21 protein-coding genes and 1 pseudogene are annotated in these 23699 nt (G+C 71.5%); 6 read left to right on the forward strand and 16 right to left on the reverse strand.

Annotated features, from left to right (window positions below; genetic code table 11):
• Positions 1–10 precede the first annotated feature (10 nt).
• Together H7F30_RS01050 and H7F30_RS01055 are read left to right on the forward strand one after the other, a co-directional pair.
• Positions 11–802: pseudogene (locus tag H7F30_RS01050) on the forward strand (FAD-linked oxidase C-terminal domain-containing protein); the annotation flags it as partial.
• A complete protein-coding gene (locus tag H7F30_RS01055) occupies positions 799–1695 on the forward strand; it encodes a diacylglycerol kinase family protein (protein ID WP_129663924.1) in 897 nt (298 codons plus the stop codon). The pseudogene H7F30_RS01050 and the gene H7F30_RS01055, both read left to right, overlap by 4 nt.
• Positions 1696–1715: 20 nt before the next feature.
• Here the strand turns inward: H7F30_RS01055 and crtI are convergent, their stop codons facing one another.
• The 8 genes from crtI to H7F30_RS01095 form a co-directional block, all read right to left on the reverse strand.
• Positions 1716–3197, reverse strand: coding sequence for a phytoene desaturase family protein (crtI, locus tag H7F30_RS01060; RefSeq protein WP_187036177.1), 1482 nt, complete (start codon positions 3195–3197; stop codon positions 1716–1718).
• On the reverse strand, positions 3194–3913 hold the full coding sequence (gene idi, locus H7F30_RS01065; RefSeq protein WP_225910977.1) for an isopentenyl-diphosphate Delta-isomerase: 720 nt from the start codon (positions 3911–3913) through the stop codon (positions 3194–3196). Before idi ends, crtI begins: the two co-directional genes overlap by 4 nt.
• Positions 3914–3968: 55 nt before the next feature.
• Positions 3969–5177, reverse strand: coding sequence for a polyprenyl synthetase family protein (locus tag H7F30_RS01070; protein WP_187036179.1), 1209 nt, complete (start codon positions 5175–5177; stop codon positions 3969–3971).
• Entirely contained in the window at positions 5174–6913 is a 1740-nt protein-coding gene (locus tag H7F30_RS01075; RefSeq protein WP_187036181.1) for an FAD-dependent oxidoreductase, read from the reverse strand. Before H7F30_RS01075 ends, H7F30_RS01070 begins: the two co-directional genes overlap by 4 nt.
• Entirely contained in the window at positions 6910–7227 is a 318-nt protein-coding gene (locus H7F30_RS01080; protein ID WP_006946675.1) for a lycopene cyclase domain-containing protein, read from the reverse strand. Before H7F30_RS01080 ends, H7F30_RS01075 begins: the two co-directional genes overlap by 4 nt.
• A 1-nt stretch (position 7228) precedes the next feature.
• Positions 7229–7699 (reverse strand): lycopene cyclase domain-containing protein, encoded by a 471-nt coding sequence (locus H7F30_RS01085; protein WP_187036183.1) that lies wholly within the window; start codon positions 7697–7699, stop codon positions 7229–7231.
• Between the two features lie 31 nt (positions 7700–7730).
• A complete protein-coding gene (locus H7F30_RS01090; protein WP_187036185.1) occupies positions 7731–8756 on the reverse strand; it encodes a DUF5914 domain-containing protein in 1026 nt (341 codons plus the stop codon).
• Positions 8757–8835: 79 nt separating this feature from the next.
• Positions 8836–9795: a phytoene/squalene synthase family protein gene (locus H7F30_RS01095; protein WP_187036187.1), complete on the reverse strand. Its 960-nt coding sequence runs from the start codon at positions 9793–9795 to the stop codon at positions 8836–8838.
• Positions 9796–10122: 327 nt separating this feature from the next.
• On the opposite strand from H7F30_RS01095, the gene H7F30_RS01100 reads away from it, so the two are divergent.
• Positions 10123–11337, forward strand: coding sequence for a glycosyltransferase (locus tag H7F30_RS01100; protein WP_187036189.1), 1215 nt, complete (start codon positions 10123–10125; stop codon positions 11335–11337).
• Between the two features lie 37 nt (positions 11338–11374).
• Complete coding sequence (locus H7F30_RS01105) at positions 11375–13003, forward strand: glycosyltransferase family 39 protein (RefSeq protein ID WP_187036192.1); 1629 nt, start codon at positions 11375–11377, stop codon at positions 13001–13003.
• A gap of 115 nt (positions 13004–13118) precedes the next feature.
• Here H7F30_RS01105 and H7F30_RS01110 read toward each other — a convergent pair whose 3' ends face one another.
• A complete protein-coding gene (locus tag H7F30_RS01110; protein WP_187036194.1) occupies positions 13119–13841 on the reverse strand; it encodes a DUF998 domain-containing protein in 723 nt (240 codons plus the stop codon).
• Between the two features lie 235 nt (positions 13842–14076).
• On the opposite strand from H7F30_RS01110, the gene H7F30_RS01115 reads away from it, so the two are divergent.
• Together H7F30_RS01115 and H7F30_RS01120 are read left to right on the forward strand one after the other, a co-directional pair.
• Positions 14077–15492: a tryptophan-rich sensory protein gene (locus H7F30_RS01115; protein ID WP_187036196.1), complete on the forward strand. Its 1416-nt coding sequence runs from the start codon at positions 14077–14079 to the stop codon at positions 15490–15492.
• Positions 15492–16214, forward strand: coding sequence for a CPBP family intramembrane glutamic endopeptidase (locus tag H7F30_RS01120; protein WP_187036197.1), 723 nt, complete (start codon positions 15492–15494; stop codon positions 16212–16214). Before H7F30_RS01115 ends, H7F30_RS01120 begins: the two co-directional genes overlap by 1 nt.
• A gap of 205 nt (positions 16215–16419) precedes the next feature.
• On the opposite strand, the gene H7F30_RS01125 is transcribed toward H7F30_RS01120, so the two are convergent.
• From H7F30_RS01125 to H7F30_RS01155, 7 genes are all read right to left on the reverse strand, one after another.
• Entirely contained in the window at positions 16420–17061 is a 642-nt protein-coding gene (locus H7F30_RS01125) for a DUF3253 domain-containing protein (protein WP_255464914.1), read from the reverse strand.
• A gap of 496 nt (positions 17062–17557) precedes the next feature.
• Positions 17558–17809 (reverse strand): hypothetical protein, encoded by a 252-nt coding sequence (locus tag H7F30_RS01130; RefSeq protein WP_187036199.1) that lies wholly within the window; start codon positions 17807–17809, stop codon positions 17558–17560.
• Positions 17810–17827: 18 nt separating this feature from the next.
• Entirely contained in the window at positions 17828–18700 is an 873-nt protein-coding gene (locus H7F30_RS01135) for a glycosyltransferase family 2 protein (RefSeq protein ID WP_187036200.1), read from the reverse strand.
• Complete coding sequence (locus H7F30_RS14825; RefSeq protein ID WP_255464994.1) at positions 18700–20226, reverse strand: glycosyltransferase; 1527 nt, start codon at positions 20224–20226, stop codon at positions 18700–18702. Before H7F30_RS14825 ends, H7F30_RS01135 begins: the two co-directional genes overlap by 1 nt.
• A complete protein-coding gene (locus tag H7F30_RS01145; RefSeq protein WP_187036201.1) occupies positions 20226–21620 on the reverse strand; it encodes a glycosyltransferase in 1395 nt (464 codons plus the stop codon). The genes H7F30_RS14825 and H7F30_RS01145 overlap by 1 nt, the downstream gene beginning before the upstream one ends.
• Positions 21617–22420 (reverse strand): glycosyltransferase family 2 protein, encoded by an 804-nt coding sequence (locus H7F30_RS01150; protein WP_047311137.1) that lies wholly within the window; start codon positions 22418–22420, stop codon positions 21617–21619. The genes H7F30_RS01145 and H7F30_RS01150 overlap by 4 nt, the downstream gene beginning before the upstream one ends.
• Positions 22417–23679, reverse strand: a complete 1263-nt coding sequence (locus H7F30_RS01155) for a glycosyltransferase family 2 protein (protein ID WP_187036202.1) — start codon at positions 23677–23679, stop codon at positions 22417–22419. Before H7F30_RS01155 ends, H7F30_RS01150 begins: the two co-directional genes overlap by 4 nt.
• Positions 23680–23699 lie beyond the last annotated feature (20 nt).

Raw genomic sequence — 23699 nt, forward strand, 5'->3', positions numbered from 1 at the left:
GGCGTTCGACTCGTTCACCGACGGGTTCGACGCGTTCCGGGCGCTCGCGCAGGATCTCGGCCACGGCGTCATGCCGGACGTCAGCCGCCTCTCCGACGGTGAGGAATCACGCACGATCCTGGCCCAGTCGGCGCAAGGGCTCGCGGCGATGGCGACCTTCGCCGCGCGCGGCGCCCGCGAGCCGTCGTTCGGGGTGCTGCGCTGGGAGGACACCGACCGCACCACCCTGCGTCGGCGCCGGCGACAGGCGCACCGCGTGCTGCGCGCGTCGGGTGCGCGACGTGCGCCCGCGGCGATCGCCGAGCACTGGATCAGCCACCGCTTCCGCGGGCCCTACCAGCGCGACCACCTCATGGATCGCGGCATCTTCGTCGAGACGCTCGAGACGGCGACGACGTGGGCGAACCTGCCGACGCTCTACCGCGCGGTGCGCGATGCGATCAGTAGTGCCGAGGTCGGCCCGCACGCCGTCGTCCAGTGCCACGTCTCGCACCTCTACGACGGCGGCGCCTCGCTCTACTACACGTTCTTCTGCCGCGAGGAGAGCGACCCGCTCGCCCAGTGGCGCCGCGTCAAGACGGCCGCGAGCGACGTCATCGCGGCGCACGGTGGCACGATCACGCACCATCACGCCGTCGGCACCGACCACCGCGCCTGGGCCGCTGACGAGATGGGCGAGCTCGGCGCGCGCATCCTGCGCGCGGTGAAGAACAAGCTCGACCCGGTCGGAATCCTCAACCCCGGCAAGCTCGTTCCGCCGGTCGACGACGCCCCCGACGCGTGCGAGGCCGGGGCCTCATGACGCGGCCCGTCACCTTGGTCGTCAACCCGGCTGCGCGCAAGGGTGCAACTCTGCGCATGATCGATCCGGTGACGGACATCCTGCGCGCGCACGGTTGGCGCGTCGACGTCGTGGTCACGCGGTCGGCGGACCACGCGTCGCAGGTCGCCGCCGACGCGAGCGTCGACGACCTGCTCGTCACGCTCGGCGGCGACGGGCTCTACGGGCGGGTGGCCGCGGGCGCCGTCGTCAGCGGCTGCCTCATGGCGCCGTTGCCCGCGGGGCGTGGGCACGACCTCGTCCGCGCGCTCGCGGGCCCGGGCGACGTGCGACGCGTCGCGCAGCTGCTCGCCGTCGCGCGCGAACGCCGCCTCGACGTCGGACTGGCCGGCGACGGCGGCCCGTCGACCGCCACGGTCTTCCTCGGCGTGGCGACGCTCGGCTACGACTCGATGGCGAACACGTACGCCAACGACGCTCCGCGCGCGGTGCCGAGTTCGCTCGTCTACGCCTACGGCGGCGCTCGAACGCTCGTGCACGCGCTGCCGCGACCGTTGACGCTCGTCGTCGACGGGGTGACGCACGAGTTCACCGGGTGGAACGTCGCGATCGGCAACTCGGGGCGATTCGGCGCCGGGATGCGCGTCAACCCCGACGCGTCGATGAGCGACGGGTTGCTCGACGTCACCGTCGTCACCGACATCCCACGCTGGCGCTACCCGGCGATGCTGCCGCGCCTGTTTCGCGGCACCCATGTCGACGGGGTACGTGTTCGAGCGCTGCGCGGACGCGACATCCGCGTCATCACGCCCCACGTCGGGGATGTCTATGCCGACGGCGACCTGCTCGAGGCGTCGCCGACGACGTTCCTTGCGCTGCCCGACGCCCTGCGCGTCATCGTGCCAGCGCCCTGAGACGCCTGAGCGTCGAACCGTCAGCGCCCGACGTAGGCCTCGACGCGCGCCGCGGCGAGTTTGCCGCTGACGAGCACCATCGGCACGCCGACACCCGGCACGGTGCCGGAACCGGCGAAGAATACGCCGGGGCGGCGGCGTTCGACGTTCGGCGGGCGGAACGGGCCGGTCTGCAGGAACGTGTGGCTGAGCGCGAACGGCGTTCCCGCGGCCATACCCTGCGCCTGCCAGCCGGTGGGATCGACGAACTCGTCGGTGACGATCGTCGTCGGGTAGCCGGCGTCATCGAGGAAAGCGAGCAGCTCCTCCTTCATGCGCGGCCGCTCGGCCGCCCAGTCGACACGCCCGACGGCGAGGTTGGGTGCGGGCTCGAGGACGTACAACGTCGAACAACCCTCCGGCGCGGCGGTGGCGTCGTCACGAGACGGAATGGTGACGAGCCGCGACGGATCCTGCATCCGCGTGCCGCGCACGAGCAGATCGTCGAACGACTCCTCCCACGCCGTGCCGAAGTGGATGTTGTGGTGCGCGACGTCGCTCGGCACACCCTCGACCCCGAGGTGCCAGACGACCGCGGACGGCGAGTACGTCGCACGCTTCAGGACGGCCGGCGGTTCGAGGTCGTCGAGCAGCGTCCGGTAGGCGATGGGCAGGTCGGTCGTGCAGACGATCGCGTCACACGGCAGGCGCTCGTCACCACTCGGGCCGGACATCTCGACCCCGGCGACGGCGCCGTCAGCGCGGGTGAGGATGCGCGTCACCGTCGTGTCGTAGCGCTGTTCGACGCCTGTGCGCCCGAGCGCACGCGCCATCGCCTCGGGCACCTCGCGCATGCCGCCGGCCGGGAACCAGACACCCTCGATCGAGTCCATGTACGTGATGACGGCGTACAGCGCGAGCGCCTTCTCCGGCGCGAGACCTGCATACATCGCCTGGAACGAGAAGATGCGGTGCAGGCGTTCGTCGTCGAAGCGCTCGCGGATGACGGGCCCGAGGTGACGGAACCCGCCGAGCCTCACGAGCCGCGCGGCTGCAGCCGGGTTGCGCAGCAGGTCGAGCGGTGAGTCGAAGTTCGCGTCGATGAAGTGCGGCATCTCGACCTCGTACAGCCGCCGCAGCCACGCGACGAAGTCGTCGAACGCCGCCGCGTCCTTCGCGCCGCACTCGCGCGCGATCTCCTCGCGCATCGCCTCGTGGCCGTGGCGGACGAAGATCGTCGAACCGTCCGCGTAGCAGGCGCGGTAGGCGGGGTCGAGCAGCGTCAGGTCGAGCACATCGTGCACGCCCACGCCGATCTGCGCGAGGGCTTCGTCGACGAGGTCGATCATCGTCAGGACGGTCGGGCCGGTGTCGAACGTGAACCCGTCCCGCTCGAGGCGGATACCGCGCCCACCCGCCTGCGTCTGCTTCTCGACGATGACGACGTCGTGCCCGGCGCCGCGCAGATGACAGGCTGCGGCCAGGCCGGCGAGGCCGGCTCCGATGACGACGACGCGACTCATGCGAGATCCTTCTCATCGAGGGGTTCGTGTTCTTCATGCTGCGTGTGCTCGTGCGCGGTCTCATCGTGCGGGAGCGCGAGCGGCGAGAGTCCGTTCTCCCCCAGCTGCTCGGCGAGCAGCACGATCTGCTCGGCCGCCCACGGGCTGAGCAGCGCCGGAGTGCGACGCGCGAGGTGGACCGCGTCGGGCCAGGCGATCCAGGCCCACTCGCATACCTCGTCGGGGTGCGGTTCGAGCTGCGCCGGGTCGATGCGCCCGACGAGCACCGGGCAGATCTCGTGCTCGACGATGCCGGACGCGTCGACCGCGCGGTAACGGTAGCTCGGCAGGACGACACGCAACTGCGTCACATCCAGCCCGAGCTCTTCACGCACGCGCCGGCTCACCGCGTCCTGCGTGGGTTCGTCGGGGCGCGGATGCCCGCAACAGGTGTTCGTCCACACACCCGGCCACGCGACCTTCGTCAGCGCGCGACGGGTGAGCAGCAGGCGACCCGCGTCGTCGAGCAGGTAGCTCGAGAAGGCGCGATGCAGCGGCGTGTCACGGGTGTGCACCTCGGCGCGCGGGCACGTGCCGATCGCGGCGCCGTCATCGTCGAGCAGGACGACGACGTCGTCGGTCGCGGCCGGCACACCCGTAGTAGGAGCGGCGGGCGCGGCACCGAACGTCGCTTCCGCTGGCTTGTCGGGTGCGTCGATCATCGGCGTCTCGCGCATCGGGGGTGCTTCTTTCGAGTCGTCGGCGTGAGGTGCTGGATGATCCTGATGACGTTCACGCATCGCGCACCGCCAGTTCGTCCGCGAAACGCGTGAGTTCGTCACGCACCGCGCCCTGCGGCAGCGCCGCGAGAGCATCGAGGGCGTCAGCGTGGCGCTCGGCAATGCGGGCGACGGCCTGCGCGCGCACGCCCGCCGCGTCGAGGCGCTGCAACCAGGCGTGTGTCTCGGCCTCGTCGAGTGGTTCGCGACCCGGCGCCAGGCGTCGCGTCAGCTCGCCGTCGAGGGCCGAGTCGGCGAGGCCGAGGACGGTCGTCGGCTTGCGTTCGCGCAGATCCTCGCCCGCCGGTTTGCCCGTGACGGCGGGTTCGCCCCACAGGCCGATGATGTCGTCGGCGAGCGCGAACGCCTCACCGAGCGCGGCGCCGAATCGGCTCAGCCACGCCGGTGGCGCGCTCTCGCCGGCGAGCAACGCGCCGATCTCGAGGGGGCGCTGCACCGTGTACGCGCCCGACTTTGCGTGCGCGACGCGGCGTGTGCTCACCTCGTCGAGGCGTGCCTCGGCGGCGAAGACGAGGTCGAGCCGCTGCCCGGTGACGAGCTCGACGACCGCTGCGTCCCACGCGTCGGCCACGTGCTCCGGCAGAGCGCGGACGAGGCGGTTCGCGAGCGCGAACGCGAGATCACCGGCGAGGACGGCGACGCTGTCGCCGAGGCGCGCAGCGTCGGGGCCGTCGGGCTGAGCTGCGGCGGCTCTCACCTGGCGGTGCGCGGTCGGAGCGCCGCGTCGCGTGTCGGAGGCATCCATGACGTCGTCCTGCAGCAACCCGAACAGGTGCAACAACTCGAACGCCGCAGCGACGCGAACGACAGCGTCGGTGGTCGCGGGGTCGTCGTCGGGGTTGGTGCACTCGCGCGCCGCGAGGTACCCGAGGCGGACGAGCCGGGGCCGCACGAGTTTGCCGCCGGCTGCGAGAAGATCACGCACGAGCGTCTCGAGCGACGATGCCTCGACCAGCGCTGACGAGGGCAGTCCGGCCGTCACCACACCGCCGGCGTCGGCCGCGAAGGCAAGGCTCTCGGCCACGCGTGCCTGCACGGCGTCGAGAAAGCTGGCGGCATCGGTGAGACGGCACGCGTCGCTGCGGCGTCCTCCATCTCGGCTCTCGGTGTCGCAGCGTCCCGCGGCGCGCCGCTCACGCCCGAGTCCTTCGAGCCCGGAACGTCCGGCGTCGAGGGCGACGTCGTTCTGCCGTCCGCTCATCGGCCACGCCCTGACGAATCGCGACCTACCGTCGCGAGGCCACGCTCGCGCAGGCGCAGCGCCGCACGGGCGGCGCGCAGCGAGCGCGGGAACCGCGCCCGCGTCGGCACGCTCCACAGCTCGTGCCCGGGCAGCCCCCAGTGGCGCAGCAACGCGTTCGCGGCCTGGAAACCGGTCGTCGCCGCCCGCTCCATGAGCGCGACGGGCAGCTCGCAGCGCACGCCGTCACCGGCGAGGACGAGCTTCGGCTGCGGCGTGACGACGCCCGGGCGCGCGGCCCACTCGTCCGTACCGGCGAGGGGGCAGTCGGCCTCGACGAGCACCTCCTCGTGCACCGGCTCGCACCCGGTGAGCTCAGGGTGCAGGCGGTCGATCTGATGTCGTAGGTCGGCGAGCACTTCGTCATCGGTGACGTCGTTGGGCACCGCGTAAGCATGCAGTTCGACGACGCTGCCGCCGCACCGCTTGGCCCACTGCGCGGCGCCGTCCTCGAGGTCGTGGACGAGCGAGACATTGTCGAGATGGCCGTACGCGGCCGTGCCGACGAACGGCGCGCTGCCCGCCGCGACGGGGCGGTCGAACCACAGTCGCTGCACGATGAAACGAGGCGCCATCTCCCCGGTCAGCACGGACGCACGCCAGGCCTCGTCGCCGAGGTCGGTGCCGTCGACGAGACGCTGCAGCACGTCACGACTCGTCGCGATGACGACGGCGTCGGCGCGGAGCGAGCCATGGGCATCGTCACGGTCAATGGCGAAGTCAATGCGGCCGCGACTCGCGTCGTCGGCACCCGCAGCAGCCGCGCCGGCGCTGACACGGAAACCCTCGCCGTCGCGCTCGATCGACTCGACGCGACAACCCGTCACGGCGTGCGCGCCGAGGCCTTCGAGGTAGGAGCGCAGCGGTCGCCACATCGTCGTGTCGAAGTCGTCGCGGCTGACGTCGAACAGCAGCCCCTCGCCGGAACCGAGGAAGTACATGTGGAACATGGCGACGAGTTCGCCGGCGGAGAAGTCGCGCGGGTCGGCGAAGAAGCTGCGTGCGAACACCTCGAGCGCGAGCGAGCGCATGCGTTCGGGGAATCGCAGCGCGTCGAGGGCGTCGGCGGCGCTCACCCCGTCGTAGCGCGAATACGTGGCGGGGAAATCGACGTCGAGCAGGTCGAGGGCGCGGTCGGCGTCGACGCGCGTGAGGTCGCGCAGACCGAACGAGGGGCTGCGGGCGACGAATGACAGGAAGTTGAGCGGCGGCCGCGTCGCGATCTGCGTGAACGAATCCTGCGTACCGTCCGCGTGACGTAGCGGGTAGTCCGCGACGGGCCGCAGACATTCGAGGCTCGGGTCGACGCGGCGCAGCAGCGCGCGCAGGTTGTAGTACTGGCGGAAGAACGCGTGAAACCCGCGGCTCATCGTCGCTCGATCGTCCGGGGCGCCCGACGCGTCAGCGCCCGGGGTCGGCACGTCGACGGGCCAGCTGCGCACTCGGCCTCCCAGGCTGCTCTCCGCCTCGAGCAGCGTGACGCGCACGCCGCGCTCAGCCAGCCCGACGGCGGCGCTGATGCCGGCGATCCCACCACCCACGACGACGACGTGGGGCGCCGCGGCGTGCGGCACCCTCGACGCAGCAGGGCCGCCCCGACCGTCAGGCTCATGCCGTTCGGCCGCCGCATCACGTCCGGGGCGCCACTGCGGCACTCGTCGCAGCCCTGCCGTGAAGGCCTCGATCGTCGCGCTCATCGTGCGTTCTCCTTCCGGCGGGCGCCGTGGTGTTCCCACAGCAGGATCGTCAGCGTCACCATCGAGAAGCCGAAGCCGAAGTCCTCGATCGGAATGTCCCACGGAAAGCGGATGCCGAGGAACTGATCGCGCCCGTAGAGGACGATCGGGTCGCTCAGCTTCGTCAGCCAGCCGTCGACGAGGATCTGGAACGCGAACACGATGACCATCGAGCACCAGTAGCGCGCCGAGGTGAAGATGCCGGTGCGCCAACGCCCTTCGAGAGCGACGACGCCAATCATCGACGCGACGGTCAGCACGGTGTACTCGGGCACGTCACACCTCCCTCGACGGGCGATGATCGCCTCGCGCGGACGAGCCATCAGCCGCCACATGGCGCCCCTCGCCTGCCCGCCCGTCCGAATCGACCCGGGCGAGAGCACTTCTCGCGCTCCCGCTCGAGCGCCACGCGGCGAGCAGGCGCAGGCAGAACCCGACGGCTCCGTACGTCAGCAACCCGCAGATCGGGATGACGACGAAGAACACGAGCTCCTCGATCGGCATCGGGGTGAGCGGCACATCCCATCCCGACGTGAACCGCGGCGAGTACGACCAGTGATCACGCACGATGCCGACGATGTCCCACACGCTGAACAGCACGACGACGGGCAGCAGCGCCGCGAGCAATCGTCGCGGGCGCGAGTACACGCGGGCGCGCAGGACGAGTTCGAGCGGCAGCGTGATGAGCAGGCATCCACCCATGAGCAGCAGGTACTGATAGGGATCCCAGGACGCAGGCAGGCTCATGTCACCCACCCCACCACGACGTCGGCCGCCGTCACGACTGCCCGTCCCGCGCGAAACCCGAACGCAGTTCGTAGCGACGCTCCGCGTACTCGAGGTCGTCGACCCACAACTGGCCCTGCGTGCGCAGCACGAGCGGGCGGATGAGCGGCGCGAACGCCCGCGCCGCACGGAAACCGGGGCGCTCGGAGTGCGCGATCGTCGCCTCGTGAATGACGCTGCGAGCCGGCTGCTCGGCGCTCGCCGGCTGCACGCACGTCGCGTGGGTCTCGACGGTGCTGCCGACGCCCTCGCCGTCGATGATCGTCATCGTGATCGTGCGGCTGTCGGCGCACGTGAACGCCGCGCGCACCGGAACGCCGTAGGTGTGGTTGAGGCGGAACGTCACGTCGGTGACCAGGCAATCGTCGTCGCTCGCGTCCTCGTCGACGACGAGGTGGCTGAACGCGTAAGGGTGGAACCAGGCCCCGTGCCACGGGTCGAGACGGTTCGCGATGACGTCGGACGTCTCGCAGCGCGCTTCACGCGTGTAGACCGCGACGAGCGCCTCGTCGAGTGGAGCGCGCGCGGGCAACACCGGCGCATCGCTCGGCGTCTCGCCGTCGCTGGGCAACCGCACCCAGAACAGGACGCCGTCGTCGTGCGCGGGGTAGGTGAGCCATTCGCCCGGCCACTCGCTCGGCAGCCGCAGCCCGTGCCAGCGGCACAGCACGTCGCCGTCATCGGTGTGGCAGTTCTCCAGCAGCGCACCCATGTGCGGGCACGCGCCCGGCCCCGCGAGCGCCGAGCCGTCGGTGCCGCGCCACAACGCGATCTCGCGTCCGAGGATCGTGCGCACCGTCGAACGCCCCGCGACGACGTCCGTGCTCGCCGCCGCGACGTGCCAGCCACCCGCGTCCTGGGCGAGGGCGCGCGCCAGCATCCGCTCGATGCGGGGCACCGCGGCCTGACGCCACGTCGAGCGGATCTGCTCCTCTGGCGGCTGCGGGACGCGTCGGATCGGGTTGCGCCGCGCGATCTCGGCACGCAGCTCGGCGCGGTTGCGGGGCGGGCGTCTCATCCGCGGCTCCTTCGGCGAGTTTCGGTAGGCGAGGGGGTGCGGTGGGTCGAGCCGGTCTCCATCGTCGGGTGCGCCTCGCTCATGACGCGGACGACGTCACGGCCGGCTGGTCCGCCGCGGCCGATGACGAGGGCGCGACCGGCGCCGCAGTTCGGGCGCGTCCGGTGACGACGACGGCTCCCGCGATGGCGCTCTTGCGTGCTGCGGAGACGCGGTGGCGCGTGCTGAACACGTCGTAGTCGGCCGCCTCGATGAGGCACAGGATGCGTGAGTACATCGCGAGCGCCGCGCCGACGCACCGTCGCGACGAGGCCGGCAGGTGCGGCAGACCGGCTTCGGCGTCGTGGAACAGCGCGCGGTTTCGGGCGATCTGCTCGGCCATGAACGCGCGCCACTGCGGGGTGACGCGGCGCAGCCACGGGTCGGCGCCGTGCGCGGCGAGTTCGTCGGCGGGCAGGTAGACGCGACCGCGTTCGAGGTCTTCGCCGACATCGCGCAGGAAGTTCGTCAGCTGGAACGCGAGCCCCAGCGCGCGGGCCGGAGCGAACGCGGCCTCCCGCGAGCGCGGGCGCAGCACAGGCAGCATCATCTCGCCGATGACGGCGGCCGAGCCCTCCATGTACTCGTCGCGCAGCTGAGGCCACGACGCCCACGACGTGCGGACGAGATCGAGCTGCATGGCGCCGAAGAAGCGGTCGTAGCAACCGGAATCGAGGTCGAGACGCCGGGCGGTGTCGACGATGGCGGCGAACAACGGGTCGTCGCTGCGCCCGGCGGCGAGGTCGGCCTGGAAGCGCTGTTCGAACTGCGCGAGACGCTCCCCCGGCGGCAACGATGCGTCGAGGCCGTGCCCGGTGGCCTTCTCGGGCTCGTCGACGATGTCGTCGGCCAGGCGGCACAGGGCGTACAGGCCGTAGACGTCGCGGCGCTGCTGCGGCGGCAGGAACAGCGTCCCCCAGTAGTACGTCGTGCCGTGCATGCGGGTGATGTCGCGCGCCTGGCGGTAGCCATGCGTGAGGAGGGCCTCGGGGTCTGTCACGAGTGCCTCCACGGGTGGCGGGGTGTGAACGTCCACCGGCCGGTCGCAGGTGAGGGGGACCTGCTCGCGCGTCCGAACCACGAGCATAGCCGCCGACGCGCCGATGCGAGCGCCCCGGAGGCGTTGGAAAATCACGGAATTCGACCATGGGGGTTGGCGTTTGCGACCGTGCCGCGGCGACTCTGCGGGCCCGTTCGTGCCGTTGTGGCGGCACTACGATGAGGGCACCCGTCCGGCTATTCGAAGGTGTGCCATGCGAATCCGACGCCCGCGCGAACGCGACGCGAGCACCGAAACCCCGTGCGTTCACCCGTCGGAGCGGGCTGCATGAGGATCGTCATCGCCGCCGCCGGCAGCCGCGGCGACGCCGTCCCGTTCGGGGTGCTCGCCGCGCGTCTCGTCGCCCGTGGGCACGACGTCACCGTCGTCACCCACGCGTCGCTCGCGCACGTCATGCCGGACGGCCCGCGCGTCGTGACGGTGGCGAGCGATCCGGGTGCCCTCCTCGCCGGCCCGGCGGGCACCGCACTGCGGCGTGGTGATCTGCGCGCGCTCAACCGCACGCGCAACGTGTTCGCCGAGTTCCTGCAGTCGTTCGGGCCGACCACGCGTGAGGCGCTCGCGGGCGCCGACGTCCTCGTCGCCTCCAGCTTCGCGATCGCCGCCGTCGACGAGGCGATGCGCGCCGACGTCCCCGTCGTCCGCGCGCACCTGTGGCCCGAGTTCGACACGCTCGACGGGCCGATGCCGCTGCTGCCGTACGCGTGGACGCTGCCCACCGGTGTGCGGCGTCGCGCGCGTGGAGCGCTGCGGCGCGTCGAACCGTACTTCGCGGGCGTCGACGGCGGATGGGCCGACGGCCGACTCGACCTGCGCGCCGCCCACCCCACGGGCCTGACGACGGCGACTCTTGGCTCGCTGCACGCGTACAGCCCGCTGCTCGCCGAGCCAGTGGACGACTCCCGCACTGTCGTCACGGGGTGGTGGCGCGAGGCGCCGCACGAGGACTTGTCGGAGCGCACCCGGGCGCTGCTCGCCACCGGCGACGAGTGGATCGCCGTCGGATTCGGCTCGATGCACCAGAACTCACCGGGCCGCGTCGTCGACGTCGTCACCGAGGCGTGCCGGCGACTCGGCGTGCGCGCTCTCGTTCAGCTCGACGGTGCGCCGCGCGAGGCGGATGGCGTCGTCGTCGGCATCGATGACGAGCCGCACCACGCGCTGTTCGCACAGGTGCGCGCCGTCGTCCACCACGGCGGATCGGGGACGACGGGTACCGCGCTCGCCGCGGGCGCGCCCAGCGTCGTCGTCCCGCACTTCGCCGACCAGTACCACTGGGCGCACCGCCTCCACACGCTCGACCTCGCACCCGCGCCGCTGCCGCGCCGACTGCTCACCGCGGGGTTGCTGACGCGTCGGCTGCGCGGGGCGATGAGTGCTGGAATGCGCGAGCGTGCAGCGGATCTCGGACGTCAGGTGGCGACCGAGGACGGCGCGGGCGTGGCCGTCGCCGCCATCGAACAGTTCGTCGGCGGGGCATGACGTGACGCTGTCCGCGTCGAGTTCATCGAGGTGGCGTGTGTCGGCGCGGTTCGTCGAGGCGCAACCGTGGTGTCGCCCCGGTGCTCCGGCAGCGCTGGCCGTCATGATCGTGCTGCTCGCGACGGCTTCGCGCCACGGTTTTCACGGCGACGAGCTGTACTTTCGCATGTTGCCGCCCGCGTGGTGGTACGACGATCAGCCGCCGCTCACCGTCTGGCTCGCGCACGCAGCTGCGTCGGTGAGTGACGCGGTGTGGGTGCAACGGCTGCCGGCCGCGCTCGCGGCGGGGGCGGGCGCGCTCGTCGCGGGGCTGTTTCCGCGGCTTCTCGGCGCTGATGTGAGGGTGCAGCGCATCGCCGCGTGGGCGCATGCGTTCACCGTCTATCCGCTGCTCATGGGGCACGTCATGCTGACGGCGAGCCTCGATCTGCTCGCGTGGCAGCTCGTCGTGCTCGGTGTCGTCGCTGCGCTGACGGGGCGTCGCCATGCGCTGACGTGGGCCGGCGCGGTGGCTGGGGTGGCATGTTGGAACAAGCTGCTCGTCCTCGTGCTCGTCGCCGCGGCCTTCGTCGCGCTCGCCGCGTGCGCCCGGTGGGTGCTGCGCACCCGTGACGCCTGGTGCGGCGCCGCGTTGCTCGTCGCGGTCGGCGGGTTCCAGGTGGGGGCGCAGATCGTTCACGGCGTGCCGATGCTCGACGTCTCGGCCGACCTCGTCGCCCGCCATGGCGCGCTCAACCGGTGGCTCGTCGTGCCGCTGCTCGTCGTGTTCGTCGGACCGCCGTTCGTCCAGGTCGCGTGGCGGGGGTTGTGGTGGCGCCCGGGAAGTCGTCGCGCCGCCCACCCCGGAGCTGACGACGGCCACGACGACGGTCGGCACGTCGAGGCGGACGGCTGGCGCAGCGCTCCCGCTGACGACGCCCGCGTCAAGGCGTTCGGCGGCGTCACGAACGCTCCATTCTCCATCGACGACGGTCACGCCGGACGCATCGCCCCGGACCCACCACAACAGCGCACCGGGCCGGTGCTCGCCGTCATGGCCGCGATCGTCCTTGTGTTCGCGCTCGTCTCCCCAGCGCAGCCCTACTACGCGGTCGCGGTGTTCTTGCCGCTTGTCGCGGTCGGCTGGGCGCGGGCGGCTGCGGACGAGGAGCACGTGTGGCGACGCGCGCCCATCGTCGTGACGGCGAACGCCGTCGTCGCAGCCCTCATCTGCCTACCGATCGCGCCCGTTTCGTCACCGGCGTTCTCCATCGTCTCCGCCCTCGACCCCATGCAGCGCGACCAGACCGACTGGCCGTCACTCGCCGCTCAGATGGCGACAGCCCGTCCGACGGGTGCGGCCATCGTCACCGATTCGTATGCCCTCGCCGGAGCTGCACATCAGTACGGCCCTGCGCTCGGGGTGCCGCGTGCCGACGTCGCCTCGTGGCACAACGCGCTCTGGAGCCTCGGGCCGCCACGCAGCGGCGGGGGCACGCGTGACGTCCTCGCCGTCGGCGGGGACGAGCACCGTATCCGTGCGGCGTTCACGCGCTGCGACCCCGCCGGGCGGCTCATCGCGCCGCACGACTCGTTCGGCCTCGACGGCACGACGATGCTGCGATGTTCCGACCCTCGAGGAGGATGGGGCGCCGTCTGGCCGACGTTGCGCCGCCTCGGCGGTTGAGGCGCAGTCCCCTGCTCCTCGTGTCGCGCGGCGCGCGTCCAAGGCCGCGATGTTGCCCGATTCTTGGGGCGCGAGCGCCGTGACACCCGGGCAACATCGAGGGAGGCGGGGTGTGTCAGGGTGCGGTGATGTCGCGCGGGCGTCGCAGCAGGTCGAACGCCACGACGACGAGGGCAACCGCGAGCGCCAGCAACGAGATGCCCTCCGCCACCCCGCGCGGGATGGGCGCCGGCGCCGGCATGACGTGGTCGAGACTCATGAGCGACGACACGGCACCCAGCGCCCCGAGCACGCGCGTCAGCGTGTGACGGGGCTCGCGCTCGCTCGCGAACCGCTCGTGATCCCCTCGTGAGCCGGCCGACCGCACCCCCACCAGCCCATGTGCGAGCAACAGGACGGACGGCGCAGGCAGCGCGAGCACGCCGCCCACCATGTGCACCCCGATGGCTCCGTCAGCGGGAAAGACCGCGACCCACACGAGTCCGACACCGAGGCAGACGAGCGCCGCCGTCACGAATCGTCCGAGTCGATCGCGCGTCAGAACGCCCGCCGCCAGGATGCAGGCTCCTGCGACGCCGACGGCGACGTTGAAGAGGTCGGCGCGCGGCGAGCAGACCCAGAATCCGTGCCAGTCGCGGCAGATCGTGCGTCCGAGGTCGCTGATCATCGCGCGCCGCCAGGAGAACGACGCGCCCCGAGCATGCACCGCCGCGACGTACGCGCCCACGCACAGCACGAGCCCGAGGACGAGCAACCCAGCCGCGACACGCTCGAGCCGAGCGCAACGGCGCTCGACTCGGAGCGGCTGGTGCGAGGGCTCGCCCTGAGGTTCGGACACGTCGAGGAGTCTAGGCCGCAGCCGCCCAGCCCCCTCTGGGCGCCGGCAGGCTGGAATGACGGCGAGCCGTTCCCCACGCACCGCGGCGCTCAGGTGCGCCCGCATGAGCGGCGCAGCTGACGCCCGCGCTGAGCGACCCCGCTGTGACCGGCGCCGCTGACGCCGACGTCAGGTACGACTATCCTGAAATTCCAACGTGATCCACGCGCATTGCTCGATTAAACGGATGGACTTCATGACCTCTCGCCTCGCCCTCGTCACCGGGGCCACCGGATACGTCGGCGGCCAGGTGGCCGCTGAACTCGTCGAGCGGGGATGGCGCGTGCGCGTGCTCAGCCGCAGCGAGAAGAAGGTGCGTGCGCTGCCGTGGGGCGAGCACGTCGAGGTCGTCGAGGGTGACGCGTCCGAGGCCTCCGACGTCGCGCGCGCCATGGAGGACGTCGACGTCGCCTGGTACCTGCTGCACTCGATGAGCACGTCCGACGACTTCGTCTCCGAGGAGAAGGAGATGGCCTCGACGTTCGCCGACGCCGCCCGCGACGCCGGCGTCTCGCGCATCGTCTACCTCGGTGGCCTGCACCCGGACGACGAGGACGTCGAGCAGTTGTCCGACCACCTGCGCTCGCGCGTCGAGGTGGGCCACGTGCTCATCGACTCCGGCGTTCCGACGGCGGCGCTGCAGGCGGGCGTCGTCATCGGCGACGAGTCGTCGTCATTCATCATGCTGCGCAACCTCAGCGAGCGGCTGCCCGGCGCGATCGCGCCGAAGTGGATCAAGAACCGCATCCAGCCGATCGCCGTCGCCGACGCCGTGCACTATCTCGTCGGTGCCGCCGACCTGCCCGCCGACGTCAGCCGCACCTTCGACATCGGCGGCCCCGAACCGATGCCGTACGGCGACATGATGAAGCGCTACGCGAAGGCGACGAAGCGCTGGCTGCCGCGCATCGTGGGCACGGCGCCGGTGACGACTGCCGGACTCGCCGGGCACTGGATCGGCCTCGTGACGCCCGTCTCCAGCAGCCTGGCGGCGCCGCTCATCGGCAGCCTGCAGCACGACACCGTCGTCCACGAACGCGACCTCGACGACCTCGTCGGCGCACCTCCGGGCGGTCACACGTCGTTCGAGGATGCCGTGCGCGCGGCCGTGAAGGACCTCGACACCTCGCGCTGGGTACGCACGCTCGGGCTGACGTCCGCCGCCGTCGCCGCGACCGCCGTCGCCGGCTCGCTGCTGACCGACCCGAAGTCGGCGTGGTACCGCACGCTGCGCAAGCCGGCGATCCAGCCGCCGCCCGCCGCGTTCCCGATCGTGTGGAGCGCGCTCTACACCGATCTCGCGCTCATCTCGAGCCTGACGATCGCCGACCTCGCCGAGACGGGCCGCACCAAGGAACAGCGCGCGTACATCGCGGCGCTCGCCGCGAACCTGGCCCTCAACGTCGGCTGGAACGGCACGTTCTTCGCCGCGAAGAAGCTGCGTCCGGCGGTGCTGGAGGCTGCGGTGCTCGCCGCCAGTTCGGCCGACCTCGTGCGCCGCGCGCACAAGGCGTCGCCGGAGAAGGGCGTCGTGCTCGCGCCGTACGCGGCGTGGACGGGGTTCGCCACCGTCCTCAGCGCCGTCATCGCCCGTCGTAACCCGGGACGCTGATGGCGACATCGCACCGCTCACCTCGCCACGTCCTCGGCGCCGCGCTCGCAGGGGCACGCGACGTCGAACTACGTGACGCCGGGGCCGATCCCGTGCCCGAGCATCGTCTCGGGGCGACGCGGGTCATCATCGGCGCGACGGGCGTCGCGGCCGCCGTCGCCCTCTCGTGGTCGCTCAATCTCGAGCCGGGGCAGGCCCTGTTCTACCCGGCGACGTTCCTCGTCTCCGTCATCTACGGAGCGGGGATCTTCGCGGCCGGCCGGGTCGGCGCGACCAGGCTGCGCTGGCGCGCTGACGGACGCGAACTGCTCGAGGCGTTCGGCATCGGCATCGCGCTGGCGCTGTTGTTCGTCGTCGGCGCGTTTCTCGTGCGCTTCATCCCGGCGCTGCGCGACCCCGTCTCGCACCTGCTCGACCATGCCCGCAAGGGCAGCCTGCCGATCGTCGCACTGACGACGGCCGTCAACGGCATCGCCGAGGAGGCGTTCTACCGAGGCGGGCTCTGGCGCGTGCTGTCGCCGAGGAAGCGCGTGCTGTGGACGACGGTCGCCTACACGGCCGTCACGGCCCTGACCGGCATTCCGCTGCTCGCACTCGCCGCGGCGATGCTCGGCTTCGTCGTCGCCGTGCTGCGTCAGCAGTCGGGCTCGCTCGCGGGGCCGATCGTCACGCACCTGACGTGGTCGATGCTCATGCTGTTCGTCCTGCCGCACGTCGTGTAGTGAGATCGGCAGCCCGACGCCCTTGACGTGGGGTGTCCCCCCGCTGCGATCTACGGTGGAAATCAACCTGTGGTGCCAGGCTGGCACTCAGGGCGGCGTCGGGGGACGGTCGCGGCGGATCTCGAGCGATACGCCCCGTCGTCAGACTGAGCGTCAGCGATTTTCGCCCGACATCGCGTCGGCAGCGACGCGATGTCGGGGAACATCACGACGAGGGGCGCTCCCCAGCGTCAGCACGAATGTCATCGTCAGCGCCACCGTCGGCGAAGATGATCCTGACGGGCCCGCGAGCTGTCTCGTCGACGGCCTTGCCCTCCTGGGTGACGAGCACCTCGCCGGCCGCTCGCATTCGATGCGCCACGGCGCGGACGGCGGGCATGAGGTCGCGCCACCCGTCATCGCCGTTCGTCGCATCGCTGCCCCCGGTGGTGGTCGACTCGCCTCCGACTCGGGTCGCCGTCTCGTGGCCACGCGCCTGCGAAATACCGTCGCCATGGACGTCAGCGTGCGCGCCGTTGCCGACCACGCGCGCGACGTCGCTGGGGCAGATGCTCTTGCCGGCGCGATGACGCAGCAGCGCGCGGATCGTCGCTTCGATGCGGACGTCGCGTTCGTCGTCGGACGGAGTAGTCCACCATTCGTAGCCCCGCTCGCCGAGAGCGATCTTGGCCTCCTGCACGCGCGGTCGGGCGTGCTCGGCGTCCGTGCGCACGAGGCGACGGGCGGCCATCAGTTCGTCGACGAGTTCTTGCCGTAGCTTCGGCGGGATGCCGGGGTCGGACGCGCGCCAGCGTCGACCGTTCACCACGATGTAGCGACCGTCCGGGGTGCGCTCGGGTTCACTCACCCACCCACTGTGACGGCCCACGCCGCCGCGTGTCCACCGGAGCACGTCTGACATGCCCGAGCCGACGAAGACGGGTCTGCCTCGCTCCGCCTCCCCGGGGCCTGGCTTCTGTCGGCGGCACCGTCTGACTGCACATGCGCGATGCACTTGTCAGGCCGAGGGACGATCGTTGCCCGGATTCGCGTCGAACATGACGCGAATCCGGGCAACGACGATCCGTCAACGGGCGAGCCGGCGGGTAGGGTGACGGCGCCCGCCCTCGGTCGCGTTCACTGTGTCGTGCTCAGTGTCGTAGCCGATGAGATCGCGTCCAGGAGAAGCAATGCTTCGTGTCGCGTCGGTTCCGGCCGATCACCCCTACGTCGCGCATCTCTCCCCGACCGGCGAGACACCAGGCGACGGGTGCGACGAGGTGATCCGCCTGCCCGACCCGCCCGTCATCGCTGACGACGGCTCGACGCGCTGGTGGCCGCCGCGCATCCTCGATCCGGCCTGGCTACGCGAGCATGCCGGCGAGTTCGACGTGCTGCACGTCCTCTTCGGGTTCGAGTCGTTCAGCCCTGAGCACCTGCGCGAGGTCGTCGACGTGGCGCACGAGCTGGGCAAGGGCGTCGTCGTCACGGTGCACGACCTGCGCAACCCGCACATCGAGGACCCGGCGGCGCAGCGCAGCCGACTCGACGCGCTCGTGCCGGCGGCTGACACCGTCATCACGCTGACCCAGGGCGCGGCTGAATCCTGTCCACATTCGGGCACACCGCAAGGCTCAATGCGGCGACGCCAGGGACAACGACGTAGGGGTCCACTCGACGAGGCCTTCGTCGGTGAACGCCTGCAACCAGCCCTCCATCGGCCAGGTGCCCCACCGCTCGCGGTAGAGGTTCGCGTTGCGCACGATGTCGACGACGTGATGGCGCGGCGGGTTCGCGCTCGGATGCCACTGATGCAACGCGTGCGCGCCGCCGACCCACGCCATCCGCAGGCCCGCGTCACGGGCCCGCATGCCGAAGTCGGTGTCCTCCGCGCCGTACCCGACGTACCGCTCGTCGAAACCGCCGCACGCGCGCCAGGCGTCGGCATCGAGCGCAAACGCGAGCGACCACAGGAGACGATGGTCGTCGTCGACCTCGACCGCACCCGACGACGGCGCGGGGCGCGCAGCATGCGGAGCGACGAAACGTCTCGCAGCCGCCGGGAATTCACCGTCGAGACGATCGTCCTCCCCCAGATACGTGACGATGCCGTTGAGCACGGCACGCTCGCCGCGAGCATCGAGCTGACACTGCGCGTCACGCGACGCATCGACGAAACCGGGCAGGGGGACGCAGTCGACATCGAGGAAGACGATGAGTTCCGCGCCATCATCGAGTGCCGCCGTCGCGCCGACGTTGCGGGCCCGCGCGGTCGGCATGCCCAGCGGGTGATCGTCGAGGGGCACGATGCTGACGCTCTCACCCATGACGCCCGCCGCGCGCAGGTCGTCACCCAGATCAGGCATGTCGACGGCGACGATGACGTGTCGTACGTCGGGCGCCACCTCGTCGAGGAACCGTCGCTGATTGACGAGGTGCTCGAGACGCCCCCGCACCGGAGTGACGACGGCGACGGGCAGCGTCCGGCCCGACCCCATGTCGGTCATCACTGCAGCGTCCCATCTCCGAGTGCGGGCGCCTCGGCGCCGGTAGCGGCTGGCCAGCCGGAGCCGCCCTCGACGACTCCACGCGCCGCGCCGCCGGCTTCGCGGACGCCTCGCTCTGCGACACCTGCGCGCGCAACATCGTCGATGCCGTGCCTGCTCCCACGCACAGCACCTTCCAGATCGTCGGCGTCAGTTCCAGCAGCTAGGTCAGCGACGCCCCCGCGCGCTGCGGCTTCGATGACGTCAGCCGCGCGGTCAACAGCGCCGTCGACGCACCAGCGCGCCCACGCACGTCCTGTCGATCGCTCGTCGTCCCCGGCGAGGAGTTCACGGATGCCGGCAGCGACCTCGTCAGCGGTCGCACCCAGAGTCAGCCCGCGCGCGATGCCGGCGTCGTCAAGAGCACGAGCCATGTCGGCCTGCTCGTCGAACGGACGCTCCTGCGGCACGACGACGGCAGGAACACCGAAGGCAGCGACGTCCGCAAGAGCGTTCTGCCCCGCGTGGGTGACGACGACGTCAGCCGTCGCGAGCAGAACCTCGACGGGGTGGTCGGCGTCGGGCGTCCGCCAATGGACCTGCGGCACAGCGCGTTCGACGGCGCCCGGAAGCTCAGCGTCGTCCCAGCCCTCGCCGCCGACGAGGAGCACGCCACGCAACCTTGGTATCTCTTGCGCGACCCGCGATCTCGCGTCCGAGAAGGCCCCTCTCGGCATGCCCGCCGAAAGGCCATCCGGAACGTTCACCGCAGCACCGTCAGAATCGCTGCCCGCCAAGGCATCTGACGAGGCCCCTCGCCGTGCGCCCAGGGAAGGGCCTCCCGCAGCGTCTATTGCTGCACCGCCGGATCCGGCGCCCGGTGCAGTGCTCTGCGAGACGTCCGCCGCGACGCCGCAGCCGCCGGCATCGCGGGAACCGGCCGCCCGCGGGCCTGACGCAACACTTTCCGAGGAGTTCGGGGAGGGACATGCCGACGAACCACCGCCCGCAGCGTTCGGCCCCGCAGCATGACCCGCGAAGCGCGACAGGCCACCGACTTCGACCGTCTTGTCGCGATGGCGTTCGAGGTGCGGCGCGACGTCGAGCCGCGCCGGCCAGGGCGCCAGCACAGCCGCCGCCAGGTCGAACGCCAGCGCATGCGGTGCGTCGTCGCGTCGCCCGGGCTGAGCCACGACGACGACGACGGGGACGCCGAGCAGCCGCACGAGAGCGGTCACCTCGACGGAGACGTCGACGACGACGACGTCCGGGCGCGCCTGCGTCACCCACGCCGCGATCTGCGCCGAACGCTCGGCGTAGCCACCGCCGAGCGGAGCCCAGTGCAGACGCCCACCCGCATCGGGGTCGACGAACGGTGCATCCGCTTCATCGGCATCCGACGCGAGCGCGACCTGATCCCCGTCGGGCAGTGCGCCGCTGCCGAGATAGGTGATGACGTGCCCGCGCCGCGTCAGTTCGGCGCCGATGACGCCCGCCCGCGTCGCGTGCCCCCGCCCGTGATGGTGCACGTAGTAACCGATGCGCATCACGACATCGCCCCTGTCGCGTCCGGTTGGGCGCCGCCTGAGACGCTGTCGCCCGAAAGGCTCCCCGGGAGCAACGGACGGTCCGCAACGTCACTGCCCGTGCCGTTCTGCGCGCTCACGCCCGGACGAACCCCGGCTGAAGGCTTCATGTCCTCACGGATGACGAGCCGCCGCGCGTCGGCGTCGCTCGGGAGCGGGTCCAGCGGTGTGTAACGTTCGACGGGTCGCGCGCCCGACGCAGGCTGCGAACGGCGCGCCGCGTCAGCCGCCTCCGTCAGCACCGCGAGATGCCCGTCGATGCAGGCATCGAGAGAGAAATGGCGGACGGCGCACTCGCGCACCGCCGCGCGGTCGAGAGCGTCGAGTTCGGTGACGGCAGAGGCCAGTCGGGCGACGAGCACGTCGTCGGGCGCCGCCGTCACGGCTCCTGCCGGGATCTCAGACGAATCCACGACCGGATTCGTCGCCGCGTCGACGAGGACACCCATGTCCGGTCGCACCACCTCGACGAGACCACCTCGTGCGAGGGCGATGACGGGCGTCCCGCACATCGCGCCCTCGACGGCGACGAGGCCGAACGGCTCATCCCATGCCGGTGTGACGAACAACGCGTCGCTCCGCCCGACGACCTTCGCGACCTCATCTGGCCGCACCGCGCCGAGATGCTCGACGTCACCCCCGAGCCGCGGCGCGATCTGCGCCTCGAAGTACGCCGCATCGCTGACCGGCCCGATGAGAGCCAGCCGTCGCCCGGCCATCCGCGCCGCATCGATCGCGAGATGCGGCGCCTTCTCCGGCGTGATCCGACCGACCCAGGCGAGACGGCCGTCGTCAGCGCCCGGCCCGAGGACGAAACGCGACTCGTCGACACCGTTCGCCACGACCTGCCGCGTCACCGTCGACCATTGCGCCGCGAGGGCTATCGACACCGCGACGAACCGCGACGCCGGCGAGGCGAGGGCAGCGCCGAGCTCCATCCACGGAAACGGCGGCGTGTGCAACGTCGTGACGACCGGCGCGTCGTAGGCGCGCGACAGCGACATCGGCAGGTGGTGCAGGCTGTGGTTGGCGACGACGTCGAGCTCACCGGCACGATCCCGACGCGCCAGTTCGGCGGCCGCGAACGTGAACGCGTGATGGTCGTCGAGAAACGGCTTCTCCGGCAGCTGCGGGTCGAGCGCGGCAACCGCCGAGAACCGCGGCAGCGCCGGGTACGCCACGACCTCGTCGGCCACATCGGCCGGCGTCCCCTCGGCCGCGAACACCACGACGTGGTGGCCGCGCCGACGGAACCCGGCGACGAGCGCCGCCGTCAGCGATTCCTGGCCGCCGGCGAACGGCTCGCTCAACGGGTTGCGGTTCGTGGCGAGCACGGCGATGCGCAGCGACGTCATGCGACTCCTCCTCGCAGGTTGGCCAGATACGTCGCGAACCCGCCGACAGCTCGCCCGTCGAGACGGCTCGACGTGACGACGCGCGCGTCATCGGCCGCCCGCACGAGGCGCTCGTCCTCGGCGCGCAGCCGCTCGACGAGGTCTACGTCCTCGTGCAGCGACAGCGGCGCGAACCCGCCGACCCGCAGGTACGCAGAAGCGCGCACACCGAGATTCGCGCCGTGCACGTGAGGATGCCCCTCCCGCAGATGGTGTCGTTCCATCCACTCTGCGCGCCGCGCGCCGGTGAGAGCCGCGTCCGGTTCGACGGTGCCGACGTACGCGTCGGCGCCGGCGTTGGCCGTCGCGATGTGGGCGCTCAGCCAGTGCGGCGGGACGTGCGTGTCGGCGTCGGTCGACGCGAGCCACAGCGCGTCGGCATCGATTCCGTCACGTTCCGCCCATTCGAGCGCGCAGCGCACTCCCGCGGCACGCGCTCGCCCGACGCTCCCCGCCGTGACGACGAGCGGCTCCACGCTGAACTGCCCGCGGTGCGCCGCCGCGCCCGCGAAGGCACGCACGATGGCCTCGCTGTCGTCGGTGCACGTGTCGAGGACGATGCACGCACGCAACGTCATCGCCGGCGCGAGATGAGCAACCTCGACGAGCGCTCGTTCGAGCGCCGTGAGGCAGTGCGGAAGCGCCTGCTCTTCGTCACGCGCAGGCACGATGACGGTGGCGCCGGCGAGAGCAGGGCGAGGCGAACCGTCACGGCTGCGAGTGAGCGCACGTGTCACGCACGGATAGGTGCGCTCGCTCATGACCACCTCCGTCGGCCCCAGGCCTCGAGGTCGAGGGGCCCGTCTGCGGGCACGGTTTCGACGATCGGTGACGCATCCGCGGGCGATTCGACCGGCCCAGCGACCCTGTCACTTCTGCGATTTTCGTCCACATTCGTCCGATGACGGGTGCGCGCCGCCGTCACGCCGCCGCCCACCCATGGCGCGCCGTCGCACGCTGCGAGCAGACCCTCGGCATCGCGCAGAACGCACGGCTGCATGACGTCGACGATGAACTCAGCGCGCTGCAGAACGTCGTCGGACGGTTCGCCGGCGCACACGCGAGGGTCATCGGCGAGCACGTCGGGTCGGCGTTCACCGCACCAGATCCCGACGTCCGCGAGCGCGAGCCACGACTCGAGGGCGGCGTACTCGCCGCTCGGTGCCACCGTTCGCGCCGGCCGCCAGAACACGACGACGCGCGGGGCGCGCCAGATACCGTGGCGCCCCCGCACGTCTGGCTGTGGAATGCGGGCAGCGAGCGCGAGTTGCTCGCCCTCCTTGAGCTGCGCGAGATCGGCTCGCTCCCCCGCGTCGGGGCCGTCGTGCCAGGCCACCGCGGCCGACGCATGACGCAGGGCGACGCCGGTGTTCCAGGCGCGATAGGCGAGATCCCAGTCTTCGCCGCCGTACCCGACGAGGCTCTCGTCGAACCCGTCGAGACGTTCGAACGCGTCGCGCGTCATGCCCATGACGGCGCTGATGACCAGTCGCCAGTCGCCGTCGCCGGCGTCACGCAGGTCGTTCGTGCGCGCGTAGCCGTCGCGCAGCCACTGGGGTGCGGCGAGGACGTCACCGTCGGCCGGCGCCTCAGGATCGGTTGCCGCACACCAGGACACGACGTCGTCACCCCGCGCAGCGACGGCACTGAGATCGGCATGCCGACGGGCTCCGACGACGAGGGCGCCGGCGCCCGGCGCCTCGCGCAAGGCGTCGACCATCGCGGCACAGTAGCCGGGCGTCGGCACGGTGTCGCCGTCGAGGAAGAGGACGACCGGTGACGACCCGGCGCGCGCGCCGAGATTGCGCACCGCCGCGGCGCGGAAGCCCTCGTTCGCCTGTCGCAGGAGCGTGACGCCGTCGGGGACGCTCGGCGGGGTGGCCGAACCGTCATCCGCGACGACGATGTGGAGGCGCAGCGACGAATCATCCTGCGCCGCCAGGGAATCCAGAACCCATCGCAGACGCTGTGGGTCCTCGAAATGCGTGACGACGACGTCGACGTCGTGTCCGTCACCCACGCTCAGGTCAGCCCCTTGCT

This window comes from Dermacoccus sp. PAMC28757, from assembly GCF_014302635.1.
Classification (GTDB): domain Bacteria; phylum Actinomycetota; class Actinomycetes; order Actinomycetales; family Dermatophilaceae; genus Dermacoccus; species Dermacoccus abyssi.

Coding starts and splice junctions, on each gene's coding strand:
- H7F30_RS01130 (WP_187036199.1), bottom strand. CDS start 17,809: ATGTGGACAGGATTCAGCCGCGCCCTGGGTCAGCGTGATGACGGTGTC.
- H7F30_RS01085 (WP_187036183.1), bottom strand. CDS start 7,699: ATGAGCCTGCCTGCGTCCTGGGATCCCTATCAGTACCTGCTGCTCATG.
- H7F30_RS01090 (WP_187036185.1), bottom strand. CDS start 8,756: ATGAGACGCCCGCCCCGCAACCGCGCCGAGCTGCGTGCCGAGATCGCG.
- H7F30_RS01135 (WP_187036200.1), bottom strand. CDS start 18,700: ATGACCGACATGGGGTCGGGCCGGACGCTGCCCGTCGCCGTCGTCACT.
- H7F30_RS01100 (WP_187036189.1), top strand. CDS start 10,123: ATGAGGATCGTCATCGCCGCCGCCGGCAGCCGCGGCGACGCCGTCCCG.
- H7F30_RS14825 (WP_255464994.1), bottom strand. CDS start 20,226: ATGCGCATCGGTTACTACGTGCACCATCACGGGCGGGGGCACGCGACG.
- crtI (WP_187036177.1), bottom strand. CDS start 3,197: ATGAGTCGCGTCGTCGTCATCGGAGCCGGCCTCGCCGGCCTGGCCGCA.
- H7F30_RS01115 (WP_187036196.1), top strand. CDS start 14,077: ATGACCTCTCGCCTCGCCCTCGTCACCGGGGCCACCGGATACGTCGGC.
- H7F30_RS01055 (WP_129663924.1), top strand. CDS start 799: ATGACGCGGCCCGTCACCTTGGTCGTCAACCCGGCTGCGCGCAAGGGT.
- H7F30_RS01120 (WP_187036197.1), top strand. CDS start 15,492: ATGGCGACATCGCACCGCTCACCTCGCCACGTCCTCGGCGCCGCGCTC.
- H7F30_RS01070 (WP_187036179.1), bottom strand. CDS start 5,177: ATGAGCGGACGGCAGAACGACGTCGCCCTCGACGCCGGACGTTCCGGG.
- H7F30_RS01075 (WP_187036181.1), bottom strand. CDS start 6,913: ATGAGCGCGACGATCGAGGCCTTCACGGCAGGGCTGCGACGAGTGCCG.
- idi (WP_225910977.1), bottom strand. CDS start 3,913: ATGCGCGAGACGCCGATGATCGACGCACCCGACAAGCCAGCGGAAGCG.
- H7F30_RS01145 (WP_187036201.1), bottom strand. CDS start 21,620: ATGACGTCGCTGCGCATCGCCGTGCTCGCCACGAACCGCAACCCGTTG.
- H7F30_RS01150 (WP_047311137.1), bottom strand. CDS start 22,420: ATGAGCGAGCGCACCTATCCGTGCGTGACACGTGCGCTCACTCGCAGC.